This window comes from Bacillus sp. FJAT-22090, from assembly GCF_007676755.1.
Taxonomy (GTDB): domain Bacteria; phylum Bacillota; class Bacilli; order Bacillales_A; family Planococcaceae; genus Psychrobacillus.
The window spans coordinates 157,192-179,311 of record NZ_VEBK01000006.1 but is presented as its reverse complement, the minus strand read 5'-3'; the positions used below and the strand labels follow the sequence as shown (position 1 = coordinate 179,311).

The 22,120-nt window shown below is 37.9% G+C and carries 17 protein-coding genes, 1 other RNA gene and 1 other annotated feature; of the genes, 16 read left to right on the top strand and 2 right to left on the bottom strand.

What is annotated here, in order from left to right:
- Nucleotides 1-18: 18 nt before the first annotated feature.
- The 5 genes from ruvB (at nt 19) to FS486_RS10005 (ending at nt 4,395) form a co-directional block, all read left to right on the top strand.
- The gene (ruvB, locus tag FS486_RS10025) at nt 19-1,032 is read left to right on the top strand and encodes a Holliday junction branch migration DNA helicase RuvB (protein WP_144511191.1); all 1,014 of its coding nucleotides are present in this window, start codon (nt 19-21) and stop codon (nt 1,030-1,032) included.
- Nucleotides 1,033-1,046: 14 nt separating this feature from the next.
- Nucleotides 1,047-2,087, top strand: coding sequence for a tRNA preQ1(34) S-adenosylmethionine ribosyltransferase-isomerase QueA (gene queA, locus FS486_RS10020; RefSeq protein WP_144511190.1), 1,041 nt, complete (start codon nt 1,047-1,049; stop codon nt 2,085-2,087).
- Entirely contained in the window at nt 2,088-3,227 is a 1,140-nt protein-coding gene (gene tgt, locus FS486_RS10015) for a tRNA guanosine(34) transglycosylase Tgt (RefSeq protein WP_144511189.1), read from the top strand.
- 192 nt (nt 3,228-3,419) lie between these two features.
- Nucleotides 3,420-3,683 carry a preprotein translocase subunit YajC gene (yajC, locus tag FS486_RS10010; protein ID WP_144511188.1) on the top strand — a complete coding sequence of 88 codons (264 nt, stop codon included), beginning with the start codon at nt 3,420-3,422 and terminating at the stop codon, nt 3,681-3,683.
- Between the two features lie 73 nt (nt 3,684-3,756).
- The gene (locus tag FS486_RS10005; RefSeq protein ID WP_144511187.1) at nt 3,757-4,395 is read left to right on the top strand and encodes a DUF421 domain-containing protein; all 639 of its coding nucleotides are present in this window, start codon (nt 3,757-3,759) and stop codon (nt 4,393-4,395) included.
- On the opposite strand, the gene FS486_RS10000 is transcribed toward FS486_RS10005, so the two are convergent.
- Nucleotides 4,379-5,905 carry a putative polysaccharide biosynthesis protein gene (locus FS486_RS10000; RefSeq protein ID WP_144511186.1) on the bottom strand — a complete coding sequence of 509 codons (1,527 nt, stop codon included), beginning with the start codon at nt 5,903-5,905 and terminating at the stop codon, nt 4,379-4,381. The genes FS486_RS10005 and FS486_RS10000 overlap by 17 nt on opposite strands.
- A 93-nt stretch (nt 5,906-5,998) precedes the next feature.
- Between FS486_RS10000 and FS486_RS09995 the strand changes: the two genes are divergently transcribed.
- The 7 genes from FS486_RS09995 (at nt 5,999) to dtd (ending at nt 15,053) form a co-directional block, all read left to right on the top strand.
- On the top strand, nt 5,999-6,313 hold the full coding sequence (locus FS486_RS09995; protein ID WP_144511185.1) for a post-transcriptional regulator: 315 nt from the start codon (nt 5,999-6,001) through the stop codon (nt 6,311-6,313).
- Between the two features lie 77 nt (nt 6,314-6,390).
- Nucleotides 6,391-8,667: a protein translocase subunit SecDF gene (gene secDF / locus FS486_RS09990; protein ID WP_144511184.1), complete on the top strand. Its 2,277-nt coding sequence runs from the start codon at nt 6,391-6,393 to the stop codon at nt 8,665-8,667.
- Nucleotides 8,668-8,749: 82 nt separating this feature from the next.
- Entirely contained in the window at nt 8,750-9,097 is a 348-nt protein-coding gene (locus FS486_RS09985) for a LapA family protein (RefSeq protein ID WP_144511183.1), read from the top strand.
- 77 nt (nt 9,098-9,174) lie between these two features.
- Nucleotides 9,175-11,529: a single-stranded-DNA-specific exonuclease RecJ gene (recJ, locus tag FS486_RS09980; RefSeq protein WP_144511182.1), complete on the top strand. Its 2,355-nt coding sequence runs from the start codon at nt 9,175-9,177 to the stop codon at nt 11,527-11,529.
- The gene (locus tag FS486_RS09975; RefSeq protein ID WP_144511181.1) at nt 11,520-12,032 is read left to right on the top strand and encodes an adenine phosphoribosyltransferase; all 513 of its coding nucleotides are present in this window, start codon (nt 11,520-11,522) and stop codon (nt 12,030-12,032) included. The genes recJ and FS486_RS09975 overlap by 10 nt, the downstream gene beginning before the upstream one ends.
- Nucleotides 12,033-12,407: 375 nt before the next feature.
- Nucleotides 12,408-14,600 (top strand): RelA/SpoT family protein, encoded by a 2,193-nt coding sequence (locus tag FS486_RS09970; RefSeq protein ID WP_144511180.1) that lies wholly within the window; start codon nt 12,408-12,410, stop codon nt 14,598-14,600.
- A 15-nt stretch (nt 14,601-14,615) separates the two neighbouring features.
- Nucleotides 14,616-15,053 (top strand): D-aminoacyl-tRNA deacylase, encoded by a 438-nt coding sequence (dtd, locus tag FS486_RS09965; protein WP_144511179.1) that lies wholly within the window; start codon nt 14,616-14,618, stop codon nt 15,051-15,053.
- Between the two features lie 48 nt (nt 15,054-15,101).
- On the opposite strand, the gene FS486_RS09960 is transcribed toward dtd, so the two are convergent.
- The gene (locus tag FS486_RS09960) at nt 15,102-16,643 is read right to left on the bottom strand and encodes an N-acetylmuramoyl-L-alanine amidase family protein (RefSeq protein ID WP_144511178.1); all 1,542 of its coding nucleotides are present in this window, start codon (nt 16,641-16,643) and stop codon (nt 15,102-15,104) included.
- A 113-nt stretch (nt 16,644-16,756) separates the two neighbouring features.
- Nucleotides 16,757-16,991, top strand: a binding site (T-box leader).
- Nucleotides 16,992-17,043: 52 nt separating this feature from the next.
- Here FS486_RS09960 and hisS point away from each other — a divergent pair.
- From hisS to FS486_RS09940, 4 genes are all read left to right on the top strand, one after another.
- Nucleotides 17,044-18,339, top strand: coding sequence for a histidine--tRNA ligase (gene hisS, locus FS486_RS09955; RefSeq protein WP_144511177.1), 1,296 nt, complete (start codon nt 17,044-17,046; stop codon nt 18,337-18,339).
- A complete protein-coding gene (gene aspS / locus FS486_RS09950; RefSeq protein ID WP_144511176.1) occupies nt 18,336-20,093 on the top strand; it encodes an aspartate--tRNA ligase in 1,758 nt (585 codons plus the stop codon). The genes hisS and aspS overlap by 4 nt, the downstream gene beginning before the upstream one ends.
- 915 nt (nt 20,094-21,008) lie before the next feature.
- Nucleotides 21,009-21,195: non-coding RNA, 6S RNA (ssrS, locus tag FS486_RS09945), on the top strand.
- Nucleotides 21,196-21,324: 129 nt separating this feature from the next.
- Entirely contained in the window at nt 21,325-22,086 is a 762-nt protein-coding gene (locus tag FS486_RS09940; RefSeq protein WP_144511175.1) for a tRNA threonylcarbamoyladenosine dehydratase, read from the top strand.
- Nucleotides 22,087-22,120 lie beyond the last annotated feature (34 nt).

Genomic DNA, 22,120 nt, shown 5'->3' with positions numbered 1-22,120 from the left:
AGAAAGGAGGTTCTTTGCATGACAGAACGTGTGATTTCAAGCGAGATTTCCAATTATGATGAACCTTTTGAACAATCACTTCGCCCACAATTGTTAAAACAATATATTGGACAAGATAAAATTAAACATAATTTAGAAATTTTTATTGAAGCAGCAAAAATGAGAAGTGAAAGTTTGGACCATTGTCTTTTGTATGGACCTCCTGGACTTGGGAAAACTACGCTTGCCGCCGTGATTGCAAATGAAATGGATGTTCAAATCCGCATGACGAGCGGCCCCGCAATTGAGCGACCTGGTGACTTAGCAGCTATCGTTAGCTCGCTTGAACCCGGAGACGTATTATTTATAGATGAAATACATCGATTAAACCGTTCGATTGAAGAAGTGTTATACCCAGCAATGGAAGACTTTTGTCTGGATATTGTAGTTGGGAAGGGGCCATCTGCAAGGAGTGTCCGACTTGATTTGCCACCATTTACTTTAATAGGGGCTACAACAAGAGCTGGTGCACTATCTGCACCGCTACGTGATCGTTTTGGCGTATTACTTCGTCTGGACTATTATGAGGAAGATGCACTGACATCAATTGTGATAAGAAGTGCGGAACTATTTAATGCTTCGATCGACCCTGAATCAGCTGGAGAAATTGCAAGACGTTCAAGAGGAACGCCTCGAATTGCAAATAGATTATTAAAACGTGTGCGAGATTATGCTCAGGTACGTGGGAATGGCCATATTTCGCTTGAAATGGCGAGCGAAGCACTCGAGCTACTTCAAGTAGACCCACGTGGTTTAGATCATATCGACCATAAACTAATCACTGCAATGATTGAACGCTTCAGAGGAGGCCCGGTTGGTCTTGATACAATTGCTGCAAGCATTGGGGAAGAATCGACGACGATTGAAGATGTATATGAACCATATTTAATGCAAATAGGGTTTATCCAACGATCTCCTAGGGGAAGAATAGTAACGCCGCTCGCTTATGAGCATTTTGGTATTCCATTACCAATAGAAAGAATAGACCAATAAAGGATGTACGCTATATGAGAGTAGAAGATTTTGACTTTGATTTACCAGAAGAACTAATTGCACAAACTCCATTATTAGATCGGACTAGCAGCAAGCTGCTAATTGCTGACTTTCCGAAAAACATGTATACTCATACCCATTTTTCGGATATTCTAGGTGAACTCAATGAAGGGGATTGCCTAGTATTGAATGATACGAAAGTAATGCCTGCTCGTTTAATGGGAGTGAAAGAGGAAACCGGTGCAAATGTGGAAGTACTTTTATTGACCCAAATTGAAGGAGACCATTGGGAGACGCTCGTTAAACCAGCTAAACGTGTAAAAGTAGGGACAACGATAACGTTTGGGGATGGTCTATTACGCGCTGTTTGTACCGACATAAAAGAACATGGAGGACGAATATTCCACTTTGAATATAAAGGCGTGTTTTTTGAAGTGCTAGATCAGCTTGGAGAAATGCCATTACCACCATATATACATGAAAAATTGGAAGATAAAGATCGCTATCAAACAGTTTATGCGAAAGAACAAGGCTCTGCTGCAGCTCCAACTGCCGGGCTTCATTTTACAGATGGGTTATTAGAAGACATCCGTGCAAAAGGTGTTAAAATAGCCTTTGTAACTCTGCATGTGGGACTTGGGACATTTCGTCCAGTAAGTGTGGATTCTATTGATGATCATGAAATGCATTCTGAATTTTATCGTATATCGCAAGAAACAGCAAACACGATAAATGAAGTGAAAAAAGCAGGAGGAAAAATAGTAGCGGTTGGAACAACTTCTACAAGAACACTGGAAACAGTCGCAACTAAGTTCAACGGCATATTGCAGGAAGATAGTGGTTGGACGTCGATTTTCATTTATCCTGGCTATGAATTCAAATGCATTGATGGAATGATTACGAATTTTCATTTGCCTAAATCGACCCTTGTAATGCTGGTAAGTGCGCTCACCTCAAAAGATTTTATTTTATCCGCTTATCAAGAAGCGATTGATCGACGTTACCGCTTTTTCAGCTTTGGAGATGCAATGTTTATAAAAGGAAGGAATTATTAAATGACAGCAATCACGTATGAATTAATAAAAAAAGACAAACAAACAGGTGCACGTCTAGGTATTGTGCATACACCTCATGGCTCGTTTGAAACACCGACGTTTATGCCAGTGGGTACGCAGGCTACTGTAAAAACAATGGCCCCAGAAGAAATAAAAGAGATGGATGCAGGTATAATCTTAAGTAATACGTACCATTTATGGCTACGTCCTGGGCACGACATTATTCGCGAAGCAGGTGGGCTTCACAAATTTATGAACTGGGATCGTGCGATTTTAACCGATTCTGGCGGATTCCAAGTATTTAGTTTAAGCGATATGCGTAAAATAGAAGAAGAGGGCGTACATTTTCGTAATCATTTGAATGGGGACAAATTATTTTTAAGCCCTGAAAAGTCAATGGAAATACAAAATGCATTAGGGTCAGATATTATGATGGCGTTTGACGAGTGTCCGCCGTATCCAGCTAGCTTCGAATATATGAAAGCTTCTGTAGAGCGTACTTCGCGATGGGCAGAGCGTTGTTTGACTGCTCATACAAACACAGACAAACAAGGGCTTTTTGGTATTATTCAAGGTGGGGAATATGAGGAGTTACGTCGTCAATCTGCAAAAGATTTAGTTTCGATGGATTTCCCTGGATATGCAATTGGGGGATTGTCAGTTGGAGAGCCAAAAGACGTGATGAATCGCGTGCTCGATTTTACTACGCCTTTAATGCCGGAAAACAAACCGCGTTATTTGATGGGTGTTGGGTCACCAGACTCGCTTATCGATGGTTCTATACGTGGCGTAGACATGTTCGACTGTGTGTTACCAACACGTATAGCACGTAATGGTACATTTTTTACATCAAAAGGTCGTTTAGTTATTAAAGGAGCAGCATTTGCGCGTGACTTTGGACCAATAGACGAAAAATGCGATTGCTATACATGTAAAAACTATTCTAGAGCATATATCCGCCACTTGTTTAAAGCGGACGAAACCTTTGGATTACGCTTAGCTTCTTACCATAATCTTCATTTCCTAATGAATTTAATGAAAGATGTTCGTCAAGCTATTCGAGAAGATCGCTTATTGGATTTTAAAGAAGAGTTCTTTGAAGAATATGGGTATAACAAACCAAATGCAAAAAACTTCTGATTCTTGTATACTAATAAGAGAAAAAGTGAAACTTCGATCAATATGGGATAATTTTAACCCTATTGTTTGATAGTTTAACCATTTGGGCTAATACGGGCAGTTGATCCCCGCGCGCTTCTTGGTTTTTTCTACAGCCTGGAAGTGGGGATCATACTGTCCGTTTAAGCGGGATAAAAGGGGGGAAATAGATACATGGATTCTTTAGTAGGTTTGTTGCCAATTATCGCTATGTTCGCAGTAATGTGGTTCTTCATTATTCGACCGGCACAAAAGCGTCAAAAAAATACAGCTTCAATGCAAAACAGTCTGAAACGTGGAGATCAAATTATTACTGTTGGTGGTTTACACGGGAAGATAGATGCAGTTGATGACCAAACAATTTTCGTGGTAGTTGCTGATGGAACTCGTTTACAATTCGAGCGTGTTGCAGTTGGACGAGTTGTTTCGGAGTCTTAAGAAATGAAAGAACTTACTCAAAATATATGAGTAAGTTCTTTTTTTCTGGGCACAGTAACAATGAGGTGATTACATGCATGATTTATTAATTATTATGCTTCGCACGCTTATAATGTATTGGATTATACTGGGTATTTTGCGTATAATGGGAAAACGAGAAGTCGGCGAGTTAAGTATTTTTGACTTAGTTGTCTTTTTATTAATAGCAGAGGTTGCTGCCTTTGCTTTAGATGATCCAGATAATAATTTTTTTCATGCGATAGTACCTATGCTTTGTTTATTAATCATTCAGGTAACTGTTTCTTACTTTTCATTAAAAAGTAAAAAATTTCGTGATGCAATGGAAGGAATACCATCAATTATTATGAAAGATGGAATCATTATCGAAAAAGAAATGAGAAAGCAGCGATATAATCTAGATGATTTACTGCAGCAATTACGCGAACAACAAATAGGGTCGATACAATCCGTATCTTATGCATTTTTAGAGCCATCCGGAAACTTGTCAGTTTTTAAAAAAGAAGAAGAGCAATACGTATTCCCACTAATTATTGATGGAGATATTCAGCAGGATCACTTAGAACGGATTGGCAAAAACGAAAAATGGTTGCGTGAAGAATTAGAAAAGCTCTCGATTTCAAAAGTAGAAAAGATATTTTATTGTAGCTATGAGGATGAGTCGCTCTATATACAGCTTAAAACTTCCTTTTAGAAGTTTTGGCGATTTTAAGAATAACACCTATTTCTTTACGTTTTATCTGTCTAAATAGTGTTAGCCCGATTGTTAAAAATAATAAGGTGTACAAACAATCAACCATTAAAGGACGTTCCCCTATAGAGAGAAGTAAGGGCCTTGCAATAATAGTGATTAAAAAAACAACATATGGCAGCACGAAAAAAGAGAATCCAATTTGCGCTTCTTTTTTTTCTTTTAGCGAAGCGATATGTAAAAACGAAGTGATTAATACTCCAAAACCAATTGCGACAATCGCACCTTTTTCTTGAATAGAGGATTGGGACGCGAGAAAAAACAATAATAGCAATTTCCCGACTCCGCCATACAATGAGTTTAAAAATGCCGCTTTTGAATTGTTTAACGCTTGTAAAATTGAAAACAAGGGACTTTGAATATAATAAAAGAAAAAAATTGGGGCCAAGATTTTCATATAAATAGTAGAATCTTCTACATGGAAAAGTGCTGAGACTAATTCTCCCCCGTGTAAATAAAATAATGTGGCGGCGTAACAACCAGTTAAAGTAGAAAATTTTAACGACAGATGAATTCTTTCTTTTAAGAGAGTATGATTACTTCTTGCAAACGCATCACTTACTGCAGGGATAAGCACAATGGAAAGTGCATAAGGGATAAAGGATGGAAACAGCAATAACGGTATTAATACACCAGAAATAACTCCATATAAGGTAGTAGCAGCAATACTAGTAATACCAGTAACTGCTAATGCTTTGATGAAAATAATAGGCTCTAAAAACCAAGTGAAAGATCCGAATAATTTACTGCCTGAAGATGGTAGCGCAATCGCAAATAGTGGAGATAAAGGATAAGATTTTGTTGCTTTTACATACTGCTGCTTTGCTTTCCATTTATCGTATTTCCACTTTAGATAAAGTAAGGATGCAACTTCAGCTAGTAATGTCATACCCATTGCATACGCGGCCGCTTCTTGAGGAGAAGCCGAAGTGAGCAATAATGGCAATAAAAAACTAATAAGTAGTATGCGTATAATTTGTTCCATCAGTTGTGCGACTGCAGTTTCTTCTAATCTTGCGATTCCTTGGAAGAAACCTTTGATGATACCACTTACAGCTGCAAATGGTACAATCGCAATTGTTACATACAAAGTCATCGTGATAGCATCATTTTTCAATAAAGTTCCGGAGATTAACGGGGTTACAAATAGAAAAAGTGGTGTAAAGACAAGAATGGATATGACCGTAATAATCACAGAAGTACGCATCACCGAAAAATATTGTGAAATGGCATTGCGTGTTCGCAGCTCTGCAACAATTTTAGCGATTGCAATGGGAATACCTAGTTGAATAAGCGAGAGGAAAAATATAAAAGCTGGATACGCAGTCATATAAATACCTACTGCCTCTTCACCTGTAAGTCGAACAAACTGCATGCGATAAATAAAACCTAGAAACTTGGACAAAAAAATGGATAGCATTAACATAAGAGAACCCTTTAAAAAAGTCGACAAATAAACACTTCCTTCTCAAATGCAGGAACATCGTTTACAATAACAATATGCAAACTAGTCAGTACATTATTCTTCAAAAAGAGGTGCGGTATTTTGGAAAACGTATACGAAGATATATTTACGCACGTACTACCAGCTTTAGAAAGTAAAAAAAGTGAATTTGAAGTGTACCAATACGCGACAGTGACCGAAAGAGATATATGGAAATATTGCGTAGAAAAAAAATGGCGGAAAATAGATATCAGTACTTTAGCATTGCATCAAATAGTCAATGATGTTTTATCCATTACATCTGCAGAGTTTATGACGTATGAACAAATTGATCAATTTAAAACGTCTAATTGGTTTTCGGAAGTTAATCAAGAAGAATTACAATTATTATTAAACCCCAAAAATGTAGATGCATAACGCAATCGGTATTTGACAGTGAACGCATCGTGTTTCATAATAAACATGTTGCGTTTTTTTGAGGAGGAAATATACATATGAAAACTAGAGGACGTATAGTTGCGTTTTTATTACTCATTGTAATTTTTGCTGGGGCAATCAGTCCCACTGTTAGTGGAGTATTAAATAATATAAAACTTGGTTTGGATTTGCAAGGTGGATTTGAAGTACTATACCAAGTTGAGCCTTTAAAAGGAAAAGAGAATCAGAAGATTACGGAAGATGTCGTAAAGGATACAGCGGCTGCTCTTACGAATCGTATTGATGCTCTAGGAGTAAATGAACCAAGTATTCAAATTGAAAGCGGAAATCGTATTCGCGTGCAGCTTGCGGGAGTGGAAGATCAAAACTCTGCAAGAGAACTTCTTTCGACTCAAGCGAATTTAACTTTCCGTGATACAGACGATAATATCATGTTAGATGGAAATGATTTAAAACAGGGTGGGGCAAAGGCCGCTTTTAACCAACAAGGGCAACCAATTGTTACACTACAGCTGAAAGATGCGAACAAATTCGCAGAAGTTACTTCTGAAATTGCTGCAAAACCAGCTCCTGATAATCTTTTGGTTATTTGGTTAGATTTTGAAGAAGGTGTAGATTCATATGCTGCGGAAGTGGTAAAAGAGAAACCTAAATTTACTTCTGCACCACGAGTTTCGCAACGTATTAGCTCTGACAGTGTTGAAATTTCTGGTTCTTTCACAGTGGATGAAACAAAAAGTTTATCAGGTATTTTAAATGCCGGTGCATTGCCTGTTCACTTGGATGAAATTTATTCAACATCGGTTGGTGCACAATTTGGTTCACAAGCATTGAGTAGCACAATATTAGCTGGAATTATTGGTATCTCAGCAATCTTTGTATTTATGCTACTTTACTATAGACTACCAGGTCTAGTAGCGGTTATTTCATTAATCGTATACATGTTCTTAATTCTTGTTATCTTTGATTGGATTAATGGAGTTCTAACGTTACCAGGTATCGCGGCTATCGTACTTGGGGTAGGTATGGCAGTTGACGCCAATATCCTGACATATGAACGGATAAGGGAAGAATTACGAGTTGGTAAATCGGTTAAGAAAGCGTTCGATACAGGTGCTAAAGAGGCATTTACAGCAATTTTAGATGCCAATATAACGACCCTCCTTGCTGCAGTAGTATTATTCTATTTTGGGACAAGCTCTGTTAAAGGATTCGCTACATTATTAATTATTAGTATTTTAGTCGTGTTCATCACAGCTGTTTGGGCTTCTAGAATTTTGTTAGGTCTGCTCGTACACAGTGGATACCTAGATAACAAACCGGGCTGGATGGGTATTTCAAAAAAACGTATACATGCACCTGAAGAGAATGTAGATACACTTGACTTAACAACTAAATTTGATCGTCTAGATTTTGTGCATAATCGTAAAATATTCTATATTGCATCGATTGTTTTAACAGTTGCAGGGATAATCGTTTTAAGTACATTGCACTTAAATTTAGGGATAGATTTCTCTCGTGGTACTCGAGTAGAAATTCAATCGAATAGTCCATTAACAAAAGAATTCGTAGCTGATAAGCTCGATAAAATTGGATTGAGTTCCGAAGATATCGTTCTTTCAGGAGATAAAAATCAGAATGCCGTAATTCGCTATAAAGATGATTTTTCGCAAGACGAAGTGAAGACATTAAAAACAGAGATGACGAAAGAGTTTGGAATTGATCCAACTGTAAATACAGTATCTCCAACCGTTGGACGCGAGCTTGCGAAAAATGCTATATATGCACTTTTATATGCTGCTCTCGGAATTGTCATTTATGTAGCATTTCGTTTTGAATGGAGAATGGGTCTTGCATCCATCATTTCACTATTGCATGATGCATTCTTAATGGTTTCTATCTTTAGTATTTTACGTTTAGAGGTAGATATCACCTTCATTGCAGCGGTTCTGACGATTGTTGGTTATTCGATTAATGATACGATTGTTACGTTTGACCGTATACGGGAAAATTTACATCGAAGTAAAAAAATTACGACTGAAGAAGAACTTGCCACTATCGTCAATAAATCGTTAAGACAGACACTTGGACGTTCTGTTAATACTGTATTAACAGTTGTTCTTGTAGTTGTAGCTCTGCTTATTTTCGGAGCGGAAGGCATTCGCAACTTCAATATTGCGTTATTAATCGGTTTAATCGCTGGTACGTATTCTTCTATTTTGATCGGAGCTCAAATTTGGTACGACTTGAAAGCGAAAGAATTGCGTAAAACAGGTGGACTTGACGTGAAAAAAGAAGAGAAAAAATGGGGTTCAGATGAGCCTGTAGTTTAAGATGTAAACAATGAGGGAACAGGATAGAAATATCCTGTTCCCTATTTTTATGATAAAGTAAAAAATAAATGGGGGTGTCTAGATGAAATTCCAATGGTCTTTATTATTCGGTCTAATATTTGCTGTCATTATTGCTTTATTTGCGGTATACAATGTAGATGCGGTACCTGTCAATTATGTTTTCGGAACTGCAGAATGGCCGCTTATTTTAGTAATACTTGGTTCGGCATTGTTAGGGGCTCTATTAAGTGGTACAGTTGCAATTTATCGTTCCTTTGTTCTTTCAAGAAAAGTGAAGCATCTTGAAAAAGATTTAGAAAAGAAAGAAGCATCCATCCACGCGCTGCAAAATGAAATAGCAGTGCATCAAGAAAACGTACAAGTTGTAGATGAGAGTATCACTATAGAAAAAGATAATCCTATCATTTAATTAAAGAAGTTGTCCCAAAATGTTCTTTTGGAGACAACTCTTTTTTACGTTATAATAGAGTGTAAGGAAGTGAGTAAATGATTCAATCTCAAAAAAACTGGCGCATTTCTAGACCAGATGAACAGCTAGTATCTACATTGGAACAAGCACTTTCCATTCCAAGTATATGTGCAAAAGTGCTCGTGTCTAGAGGCTATCAAACTGTTGAAGAAGTAAAAGAATTTTTATATATTACGGAAGAGCATATACATAATCCTTTTTTACTAAATGGAATGGATGCTTTAGTAGTTCGTGTACAGCGGGCAATAGATGCTGGCGAAAGAATTATGGTATATGGAGACTATGACGCAGATGGTATAACTAGTACAACTATCATGATGAAAACGTTAGAATTGATAGGTGCAGATGCCCTTTTTAAAATTCCAAATCGTTTTATCGATGGATATGGTCCTAGTGAACGATTATTTCAAGAAGCATTTGATGAAGGGGTTTCATTAATTATTACAGTGGATAATGGAATTTCCGGACATGGGCCAATTCAATTTGCCAAAGAATTAGGAATGGATGTTATTGTAACAGACCATCATGAGCCTGGAGAAGTACTGCCAGCAGCAGATATTATTATCCATCCAGGACTCCAAGATACATTATACCCCTTTCCTCATTTAGCGGGGGTCGGAGTAGCTTTCAAAGTAGCGCATGCACTGTTAGGAGAAATTCCAAAAGAGTTCTTTTATTTAGTAGCAATTGGTACGATAGCGGATTTGGTTTCATTGACAGGAGAAAACCGATATTTTGTACAACAAGGTATAAAACAAATGCAACGAACCGATTCTATCGCCATAGAAGCGTTAGCAAATGTAAGTGGAGTGGAAATTTCGACGATCAATGAAGAAACAGTCGGATTTATGTTTGGACCACGCCTCAATGCGGTGGGGAGGCTTGGAGAAGCGGCTCCTGGAGTCGAATTATTTCTTACAGAAGAGCCAAATTATGCACTATCGATTGCCAATATGTTGAATGAAAAAAATAAAGAACGTCAAGCAATTGTTAAGCAAATAACAGATGAAGCAGTCGAAATGATTGAACAAACTGATAAAATACAAGGACCAAGTGTCATTGTGGTAGGAAAAACAGGTTGGAATCCAGGAGTACTAGGGATTGTCGCTTCGAAGCTAGTAGAAAAATATTACCGCCCGGCGATTGTTTTAGGCTTTGATGAAGAGAAGCAACTTGCAAAAGGTTCTGCTCGTAGTATCGAGGGCTTTCATATGTATCAAGAACTTGCAAAAAATAGTGATATAATTCCTCATTTTGGGGGTCATCCAATGGCTGCGGGAATGACCTTGTCATTGGAAAATGTAGAAGAATTCCGAAGAAGATTAAATGAGCAGGCTCAAAACTCGTTAACTAACGAGCAATTAATCCCAGTTGTATCAATAGATGTGCCACTTGAAATGGATGAAATTTCAACTGAGTCTATTGAATCACTTCGCAAGCTTGCACCATTTGGAATGGATTTTGCAAAACCTGTCTATTGTATAGAAAACGTAGAGGTATCCTCGGTCCGTAAAATTGGATCTGCTCAAAATCACGTGAAAATGGAATTGAAGCAAGGAGTAGCTTTGTTAGATGCAATCGGTTTTGGTCGTGGGGAGTTGGCAGATGAAATAGCTCCGGCAACGAAACTTTCATTTATCGGTGATTTACAAATTAATGAATGGAACGGACGAAAAAAGCCACAATTGATGATTCAAGATGCACAAACAAACGAATGGCAGCTATTTGATATTCGTGGTATACGCCAAGTGAACCGATGGCTACCAATGATCCCAAAAGAGCAAACTGTTTTTGTAGCTTTTCGGGAACAGACAATCGCTCATTTCCGATCAATTATTCCAAAAGACATATGGCTTAGTGCTGAATTGATGGAACAGCACAAATACGCACACTTTATCGTTATCTTAGATTTACCTTCTGATGAAAAAGAGTTAGTTAAACTATTAGAATATCATCAGTGGAAACGAGTTTATGCTCATTTTTTTGCTGATGAATCTACTTATTTTGAAGGTTTGCCGACACGAGATCAATTTAAATGGTATTTTTCTTTTTTGATAAAGCGAAAAACATTTGCATTAAAGCAAAATATACACGAGTTATCTAAACATACTGGATGGAGTCAAAAAACAATTAATTTTATGTCAAAGGTGTTTTTTGAACTTAACTTTGTTAGAATAGAGGATGGATCGTTGGTCATAAATGATAATCCTGCTAAACAGGATTTATCGGAAGCACCAACGTATCAACAGCGTGCAAAAGAAATTGAGCTGGAACAGAAGCTATTATATGCGCCATATATTGAATTGAAACAATGGTTTGAAGAGCGAAAAGCAGGGCAAACCGTTCCTGAGGAGGAGCAGAAGTGGATTTAAAGCAATATGTAACAACAGTTGAAGATTGGCCAAAACCAGGTATTAGTTTTAAAGATATTACAACAATTATGGACAATGGTGAAGCATACAAGTATGCTACTGACCAAATTGTTGAATATGCGAAAGAAGTTCATGCTGATCTTATTGTAGGACCAGAAGCACGTGGGTTTATTATAGGATGCCCCGTTTCTTATGCACTTGGAATTGGATTTGCTCCAGTTCGTAAAGAAGGCAAACTTCCACGTGAAGTAATCCGTGCAGAATATGGCTTAGAATATGGTAAAGATATACTGACAATGCATAAGGATGCTGTAAAACCAGGACAACGAGTACTGATTGTTGATGATTTACTTGCAACAGGTGGTACTATTGAGGCGACAATCAAGTTGGTTGAAGAATTAGGTGGAATTGTAGTAGGTTGTGCATTTTTAATTGAACTCACCTACTTAGAAGGAAGAAAGAAACTGAAAGATTACGATATTTGCACGTTAATGCAGTACTAATGATATTTTCGTCAATTAAGAGGAAAAGATATAATTAGTGTGCATTTTAAGGGTGGACTTTACAAGTCCCTCTTTTTTTTTATAGAATATAGTTTATATACTATTTTAACTTATTCGACAGGAACTTAAAAAAATTGGCTGAATATTGTTGAAGTAGCAGATGATAGCCAATTATTTTTAAAAGGGCCAATACATGGACAAGTTAGAGAAAATCTTGGCGATATTTGCCTAGAAATATTGGATAAGGTTAAACTTTCATCAGTGGGATTTTATTTTTCCCTCCTTGTTGATAGTTAACCAATCGGGAAGTTGAAGACTGTAGAATATGGCAGTCTGTTAACTAGGATAAATATAAATGAAATCAGGTGAGCAAGCATGGCAAAAGATCAAGTGAAGACAGCAGAAGACGTTTTCGAAACTCTTTCCACTTATATGAATGAAGAGCATGTAAATTTTGTGAAAAAGGCCTATGAGCTTGCAGAACATGCACATCGAGAACAGTTTCGTAACTCTGGAGAACCGTATATTTTACATCCCATCCAAGTAGCCGGAATTCTTGCTGATCTTCAGATGGATCCAGAAACCGTTGCAGCTGGTTTTTTACATGATGTAGTAGAAGATACTGAATTTACACGGGAAGATATTGTTCGGGAGTTCAATGAGGAAGTTGCCCTTCTAGTCGATGGTGTAACAAAGCTGGGCAAGATCAAATATATGTCCAAAGAAGAACAGCAAGCAGAGAATCATCGTAAAATGTTTATTGCAATGGCACAAGATATTCGTATAATCCTTATAAAACTAGCCGATCGTTTACATAATATGCGTACACTAAAACATCTGCCAGAGGCAAAGCAACGTCGTATTTCCAATGAAACATTAGAAATTTTTGCACCTCTTGCACATCGTCTTGGGATTTCAGCAGTGAAGTGGGAACTTGAAGATACGGCATTACGTTATTTAAATCCACAACAATACTATCGTATCGTTAACTTCATGAAGAAAAAACGTACAGAGCGAGAATCCTACTTAAAAGATGTGATGAATGACATTCGTAAACAGCTAGATGAGATGGAAGTGGACGCAGATATATCTGGTCGACCAAAACATATTTATAGTATTTATCGTAAGATGGTTGTCCAAAACAAGCAGTTTAACGAAATCTACGATTTACTCGCAATGCGTATAATCGTTAAAAGTATAAAAGACTGTTATGCAGTTTTAGGTGTTATCCATACGTTGTGGAAGCCGATGCCTGGGCGATTTAAAGATTATATTGCGATGCCAAAACAAAACTTGTATCAATCTCTTCATACAACCGTGATTGGTCCGAATGGTGATCCTTTGGAAGTGCAGATCCGGACGGAAGAAATGCATAATATAGCGGAATATGGGGTTGCAGCACACTGGGCGTATAAAGAAGGAAGAAAAGTAGAGACAAATAAACAAACCATCGATTCAAAACTCACATGGTTTAGAGAAATACTTGAATTTCAACAGGAATCCTCGAATGCGGAAGAATTTATGGAGTCTTTAAAATTCGATTTGTTTTCTGATATGGTGTATGTTTTTACCCCAAAAGGTGATGTGGTAGAGCTTCCGGCCGGGTCTGTGCCAATTGACTTTGCCTACCGTGTACATTCCGAAGTTGGTAACAAAACAATTGGCGCTAAAGTGAACGGTAAAATGGTTCCGCTTGATACAAAGCTAAAAACAGGAGATATTATCGAAGTTTTAACGTCGAAACAATCGTTTGGACCTAGTAAAGATTGGGTGAAAATTGCTCAATCCTCTCAAGCGAAAAATAAAATTAAACAGTTCTTTAAAAAGCAACTACGTGATGAAAATGTGTTGAAAGGAAAAGAACTAGTAGAAAAAGAAATTAAAGCACAAGAATTTGACATAAAAGAAGTATTAACACCTGAAAATATAAAACGTGTATGTGATAAATATGCTTTTGCGGGAGAAGAAGATTTATACGCGGCAGTTGGATTTAATGGTATAACTGCACAGCAAGTAGTGAATCGCCTTGCTGAGAAAATGCGTAAAATTCGAGATCAGGAAGAAGCTCTCGAAAAGATTACGACAGAAATGAAAGCACCTACTATTAAAAAATCGACCGAATCTGGTGTGGTCGTAAAAGGGATAGAAAATCTGTTGATCCGTCTTTCTCGTTGTTGTAGTCCTGTTCCAGGAGATGATATTGTGGGATTCATCACAAAGGGGAGAGGCGTGTCTGTTCATCGGGCAGATTGTCCTAATGTACAAAATGATGATGCACACTCCCGAATTATAGAGGTCGAATGGGAACAATCCGATATACCGATGAAAAAAGAATATCAAGTGGATATTGAAGTTTCGGGGTTTGACCGTCCAGGTTTATTAAATGAAGTGTTGCAAGTTGTCAATGAATCGAAAACAAATATAGCGGCTGTAAATGGCAAAACAGATAATGATATGGCGAATATCCATTTAACGATACTAATCTCCAATACGGCTCATTTACACCGAGTAGCAGACCGAATAAAACAATTACCGGATGTTTATTCAGTACAGCGAATTATTAACTAAAGGAGTTAGCCTAACATGAAAGTGTTGCTTCAACGATGTAAAAATGCTACTGTCACTGTGGACGGAGCAGTTACAGGTAAAATTGATAAAGGATATTTATTATTAGTTGGTATTACATCATCAGATAGCGAAAAAGAAATAAATTATTTAGCGGATAAAATTGCTGGATTGCGATTATTTGAAGATGAGGAAGGCAAGATGAATCATTCGATAGTAGAAGCAGGAGGTTCAATTCTTTCCGTGTCCCAGTTTACACTATATGCAGACACGAGAAAGGGCAGAAGACCAAGTTTTATCGATGCAGCTCGGCCCGAAGTAGCGAAACCATTATGGGAATTATTTAATCAGAAACTCCTCGATAAGGGCTTTTCCGTAGAGACAGGAGTTTTTGGAGCAATGATGGATGTCACATTCACCAACGATGGCCCAGTGACCATCATGTTAGAAGCATAGACGAAGAAAAGAGAAGCCGATTGTGACGTCAGTCACAATCGGCTTCTCTTAATTTATTTGGCTATTAAAATAATTAATAATTCCATTATAAATTCCATGTGTTGCTTGCTCTCTAAATTGTCGGGTTGTTACATTTCTTTCTTCTGTCGGGTTACTCAAATAACCTAATTCGATTAAAATAGCTTTTTGTTTGTTTTCACGTAGTACCAAATAATTCCCTGGTTGAGTTCCACGATCTTTTAAGGAAACCATATCACCTAGACCATCATGTACATATTCTGCTAATTTTTTTTGATAGCTATGCATGTAGTACGTAGTATAACCTCTTACAGCACTGTTATCGACTGCATCATAATGTAGGCTAATGAATGCATCAGCATTAGCTTGGTGACCTATAGAAACTCGTTTACGAAGATCGACATATATATCAGATTGTCTAGTCATAATAACATTTGCACCAGCTGCTTGCAGTTTAGAAGAAAGCAACTCTGCTGTTAACAACGTAATATCCTTTTCGTCTGTTCCTAGTGCTCCAGTCGTTCCACGGTCATTTCCTCCGTGGCCTGGATCAATCACAATGTTTAATCCCTGTAATGTACCTTTTTTTCTTGACTGTTTTTCTTCTTTCTTTGGAATATTCTCTATAGGCGTGGAAGAGGAGGATGAAACGACCCAACTTGCCACATATGCAATAGATTTGTCTTCCAAATAGATTTTATACCAGTCATTTACTTTATCAGATACTTCAAAAGTTTCTCCGGCATCTACCCTTTTTACAACGTCACTATTTGTAGTGCTATCTGAGCGTAAATTTGTACCATTATAAAGAATCGTTATCGAGCCATTCGATTTAGATGTAGGACTTGATGGCTGTTCATTTGAAAAAGTACCGTAAAAACTGTATAACCAACCGCTTTTCCCACTACCTAATTTTACCTGTACCCAGTTATGGTCGGTCGCGATAATTTCAAATTGATCCCCTTTTTTCACTTGTCCAATTTGTTTAGAAGTTAGATCTGCTTTTGCACGTACGTTTAATTTATCGACGGACACAACAAATACTTTCTCTGGATTAGAATTAGAACTAGTTGGAACTTCAACATTCGTGGAAGTTTGTTCTCTAACAGTAATATACGAGTTGTTTACCCATCCTTTTCGACCTTGAAATTCAATTTCTATCCATTCCCCTTCGGATTTATAGGCAGTTAATTGATCACCTTCGTTCAATTGTCCAATAACAGCCGAGGATGTGGATGGCTCCGTGCGTACATTTAGCCGGTTTACTTTGGAAACAACTTGTTTGTTCGTCATTTCAACTGATTCACTTGTTATATACCAGCTGGCGACCCAACCAGTGGTGGTTCCATATTTAATTTGGAACCAATCATTTTCTTTATCGAGTACAACTAGCTTGTCATTAAGGTTCACTACACCAATTGTATCGTATGTAAGTCCAGGGCCTGATCTAACTTTTAAAGAAGAAACATTTACAGTTACTTCGGTGTCTTGCGCATCTACTGGGATTGTAGGAACTAACAGTATAATGGCAAGGAAAAGGATGGTCATTTTTTGTCGTATTTTATCATTCATTGAATCCCTCCTGTTACCATTGTAAATATTCTGATATAAAATTTCTACCTTTTCTTCAAAAGGGTTGACTTATTTCCCTTCCGTTATTAAGATAAGGTATAATTAAAAACTAAAACAAACCGATGACCGAAAAAGTAGCTGTTTAAAACGGATGACAAGAGAAGGAAAGACGTGGCTGAAATCTTTCCTACAGACGAACCCAGCGAACAACATTCGAGAGGATTTTTGTCGAAAGAGAAATTCTTTAGTAGGCAAAAACGGAGCTGGCCGTTATCCAGAGTTGAGAGGGTCTTTTTTTGACCAACTAGGGTGGAACCGCGGTAGCTTATATAAGCTCTCGTCCCTTGCTATATGCAAGGGATGAGGGCTTTTTTATATGCATAAGAAAGGGGCAAGTACAATGGATATTAAAGTACCAAGAGGAACACAAGACATTTTGCCTTCCGAAACAGGTAAATGGCAAGCTGTAGAAGAGCTAATAAGAGATACATGTCGTATGTATCAATACAAGGAAATTAGAACACCGATTTTTGAGCATACTGAGTTATTTACGAGAAGTGTGGGAGATACAACAGATATCGTTCAAAAAGAAATGTATACGTTCCAAGATCGGGGCGACCGTTCTTTAACCCTTCGACCTGAAGGAACCGCTTCTGTCGTTCGATCATTTGTAGAACATAAAATGTTTGGATACCCTGACCAACCAGTGAAATTATATTATATGGGACCAATGTTCCGATATGAGCGTCAACAAGCAGGGAGATATCGTCAATTTGTTCAATTTGGAATCGAAGCGATTGGCAGTGCAGATCCGGCTATCGATGCTGAAGTAATTTCACTTGCAATGTCGGTTTATCAAAAAGCGGGATTGAAGCAATTAAAGCTTGTCATTAATTCACTTGGGGATACAGAAAGTCGAGTAACCCACAAAGAAGCTTTAGTGAATCATTTCGAGCCACATATCGAAGAGTTTTGTTCAGATTGCCAAAATAGATTAAAAAAGAATCCACTTCGTATTTTGGATTGTAAAGTAGATCGCAATCATCCATTAATGGCAACTGCTCCTTCTTTAACAGATTATTTAAATGAGGAATCCGCAGCGTATTTTGAAAAAGTACAGGAATACTTGGGTCTATTAAATATTCCATTTGAAGTGGATCCTAACTTAGTTCGTGGACTTGACTATTATAATCATACTGCTTTTGAAATCATGAGTGTGGCTGAAGGTTTTGGCGCGATTACAACTTTAGCGGGTGGCGGAAGATATAACGGACTGGTAGAAGAACTTGGTGGTCCAGATTCGCCAGGTATCGGATTTGCAATGAGTATTGAACGACTCTTACTTGCAATCCAAGCGGAAAATAACAATTGGGAAGACTTCTCTTCTTTAGATGTATACGTTATTAGTATGGGAGAAGCTGCGAAGAAAAAAGCTGTAGAACTTACGTATTATCTGCGTCAAAATGGTATCACGGCTGAAATGGATTACTTAGATCGAAAAATAAAAACACAGATGAAATCAGCAGACCGCTTAAAATCCAAGTTTGTGATTGTCATTGGTGACGATGAGCTTCAAAAACAAAGCGTTAACTTAAAAGATTTGTCTACGGGCGAGCAACAGCTCGTACCATTTAGCGCATTGATCGAACAAATAAAAAACAGTATGAAAACACAGGTGGAGGCAGAGGAACAATGAACAGAACGCATACAAGTGGAGAATTAAATGAACGCAATATTGGAGAGTCCGTACAGTTAATCGGATGGGTACAAAAACGAAGAGACTTAGGTGGACTAATATTCGTAGATGTTCGCGATCGTTCTGGAATTGTACAAGTGGTATTCAATCCCGAGTTTTCAGAAACAGCAATACAAATTGCGGAAAAACTTCGCAATGAATATATTATTCAAGTGAACGGAACAGTTATTGCTCGTGCTGAAAATCAAGTAAATCCAAATATGCCTTCAGGAGCGATCGAGATTCATGCAACTGAAGTGACGATTGTGAATGAAGCGAAAACTCCACCATTTGCTATTGAAAACAAAACAGATGCAGGAGAGGACATTCGTTTAAAATATCGTTATTTAGACCTACGAAGACCAGTAATGTATGACGTATTTAAAATGCGTTCAGACATCACAAAAACGGTAAGACGTTTCTTAGATGAGGAAGGGTTTTTAGAAGTAGAAACGCCAATCTTAACAAAATCTACACCAGAAGGAGCGCGAGACTATTTAGTACCAAGTCGAGTGCATAATGGGGAATTCTATGCGTTGCCACAATCTCCACAATTATTTAAGCAAATGTTAATGGTAGGGGGTTTTGAAAAGTATTATCAAATCGCGCGATGCTTCCGCGATGAGGATTTACGTGCAGACCGTCAACCTGAGTTCACACAAATTGATATGGAAATGAGTTTCCTATCAATGGATGAGATTTTAGAAATGAATGAGCGTATGATGAAAAAAGTCATGAAGGACGTAAAAGGTATTGATGTAACTATTCCTTTCCAACGTATGGACTATGACGAGGCAATGGATCGTTTCGGATCAGACAAACCTGATGTACGTTTTGGTTTAGAATTAGTCAACTTATCAGAAATCGTTCAAAATAGTGCATTCAAAGTATTCGCCTCTGCAGTAGAAACAGGCGGGCAAGTAAAAGCGATTAATGTAAAAGGTGCAGCAGATAATTATTCGCGCAAAGATATCGATGCTTTAGGCGAATTTGCCGGAGTATACGGAGCAAAAGGACTTGCTTGGCTGAAAGTGGACGAAGAGGGACTAAAAGGACCAATCGCCAAGTTCTTTGAAGGAGAAGCAGCAACTAACTTAATCGAAACTCTTCATGCTTCAGCAGGAGATTTATTATTATTCGTAGCGGATAAAAAGTCTGTTGTAGCTGATTCATTAGGAGCACTTCGCTTAAAACTAGGAAAAGATTTAGGGCTAATTGATGAAAATCGTTTTGAGTTTTTATGGGTTGTGAATTGGCCATTGTTTGAATACGATGAAAAAGAAGGTCGTTATTATGCGGCACACCATCCATTTACGAGACCTTTTGATGAAGATCTTCCGCTAATGGATACGGATCCAAGCAAAGTTCGTGCACAAGCGTATGACCTAGTACTAAATGGGTATGAGCTTGGCGGTGGATCATTACGTATCTACTCAAGAGAAGTACAAGAAAAAATGTTTGAAGTACTAGGATTCTCTGATGAGGAAGCAAAAGCACAATTTGGTTTCTTAATGGAAGCATTTGAATATGGAACTCCTCCACATGGCGGTGTTGCATATGGATTAGACCGTGTAGTTATGCTACTTACCGGAAGCACAAACTTGCGAGACACAATTGCTTTCCCTAAAACCGCAAGTGCAAGTGATTTATTAACATTAGCACCAAGTCCAGTAGCACCTGCTCAATTGGATGAACTAAGCTTAAAATTAAAATAATTTATTAGTGGTTTTCGGCCGCTGAGTGAAGAGGGACAATTAGCTTGAAGCTACTTGTCCCTCTTTTAAATTTGTTATGTAGTTTAGGACGTTTCATAGGGATAATGTGTCTTTGTGCGTTTGACTAGCGACCGCTATGATTTTCTCAGCAGTCGGACGCTTTCCGCCGGGTGAGCGATGAGCCATTCCCGCCGCTTGCGCGTTCGTTGGAATGTCTCATTTGCCCACTCATCCGGCAGGAGTCGCCGCCAGCAGAGAAAATCAAAGAAAATTGCTTCCACTCCGAGCATAAATAGTTCATACACGAGGCATAAAATCTTTATTTGGGGAATTGGTTGCTTTGCATAGTAATTTGGTTGCTGTCAAGCCCAAACTGGTTGCTTTGCCTGTTGATTTGGTTGCTTTCATGAGCTAATTGGTCTCGCTTAGCCATTTTCTAACTTTTAATGGACAATAAATACAAATAAACGCGCATAGTTTGACGGATTGGAGCTGAAGGACGGCGACTCCAGTGGGATCAAGTGAGTAAGATGAGACTTCACTTCGAACGCCAAAGCGGGCGGTGAAGGCTTATCACTCACCCCACGGAAAGCGTCCGTCCTTCAGCGGAAATCCAAGCGGACACTTCCTTAAGACGCACTTTCTCTATAGTTTGTAAGAATCATATCTAGTAAATTGTTTTTCTCCTGTTTGTCGAGTGTCCTATTTATTGGAATGATTTATTACAATAATGGTTTAGCATACTAGAATGTTGAAGCGTAGTGGCGATATATTACTGCTCGCTAACCAAGTTTTTTTATGTAGAAGAATGTCATATAAGATAATTTTCCTAAACGAGACTATTTAGAATAGTAAGAAAATATCACGATAAAATGATTGATGTTTCATAAATCGTATGCTATTATACAAGTAATACGAATCCTGATGTGTTCGCAACATGCCAATCAGTTTTGACCGAACAATTTTTATCGTCGGGAGTCTAACTTTTATTATGAATGACATGCCCTTCACCGGGACGCCAAGAATAATAAAGAGGACACCCACCTGCTGCGTGCGGGTTCAAAACGATACGCTTTATATTGTCGGCACGATTGGGATTCGTCCTAGATTACTAATGTCCCTCTAGCAATTTTTGCTGGAGGGTTTTTGTTAGGTTTAGCTTTTTTCAGCACAGATTTTAACTGAATAAAGTGAAAACCTCCAACTAATTTGATACAGATGGAGTGTTTATATGTTACATCAATTTTCTAGAAATGAATTATCGGTAGGTACAGAAGGTGTAGATCTAATAAGAAATACGACTGTTGCCATTTTAGGTGTTGGAGGAGTTGGTTCTTTCGCAGCTGAGGCATGTGCTAGAAGTGGGGTAGGCAGAATTATATTAGTAGACAAAGACAACGTAGATATTACGAATATTAACCGTCAACTAGTAGCTTACATGTCTACAATCGGTCGCTCGAAATCTGAAGTGATGAAAGAGCGAATAGCGGACATTAACCCGGAATGTGAAGTAATTGATATGCATATGTTTTATACAGAAGAAACGTATGAGCAGTTTTTTGCGATGAATATCGACTATGTAATTGATGCATCCGATACAATTATTTATAAAGTTCATTTGATGAAAGAATGTTTAAAGCGCGGGATTAAAATTATTTCGAGTATGGGAGCAGCCAACAAAACAGATCCCACTCGCTTTCAAATAGCTGATATTTCGAAAACGCATACGGATCCAATTGCTAGAGTTATTCGTACCAAATTACGTAAAGAAGATCATATTACAAAAGGTATTCCAGTCGTATTTTCAGATGAAAGCCCGATTGTCGTAAGGGAAGATGTCGTAGAAACGGTAGGAAAGCCAGATGCAGCCATTCGAAAAGCAAAAATGCCACCGTCTTCCAATGCCTTTGTTCCTTCAACGGTAGGATTAATATGTGCAAGTTGGGTAATCAATGATATTACAAAAGAAATTCCTATCAATCGAGTGAAGTAATTAGTTGCAGTTTTTTCCTTATCCCTTATACTAA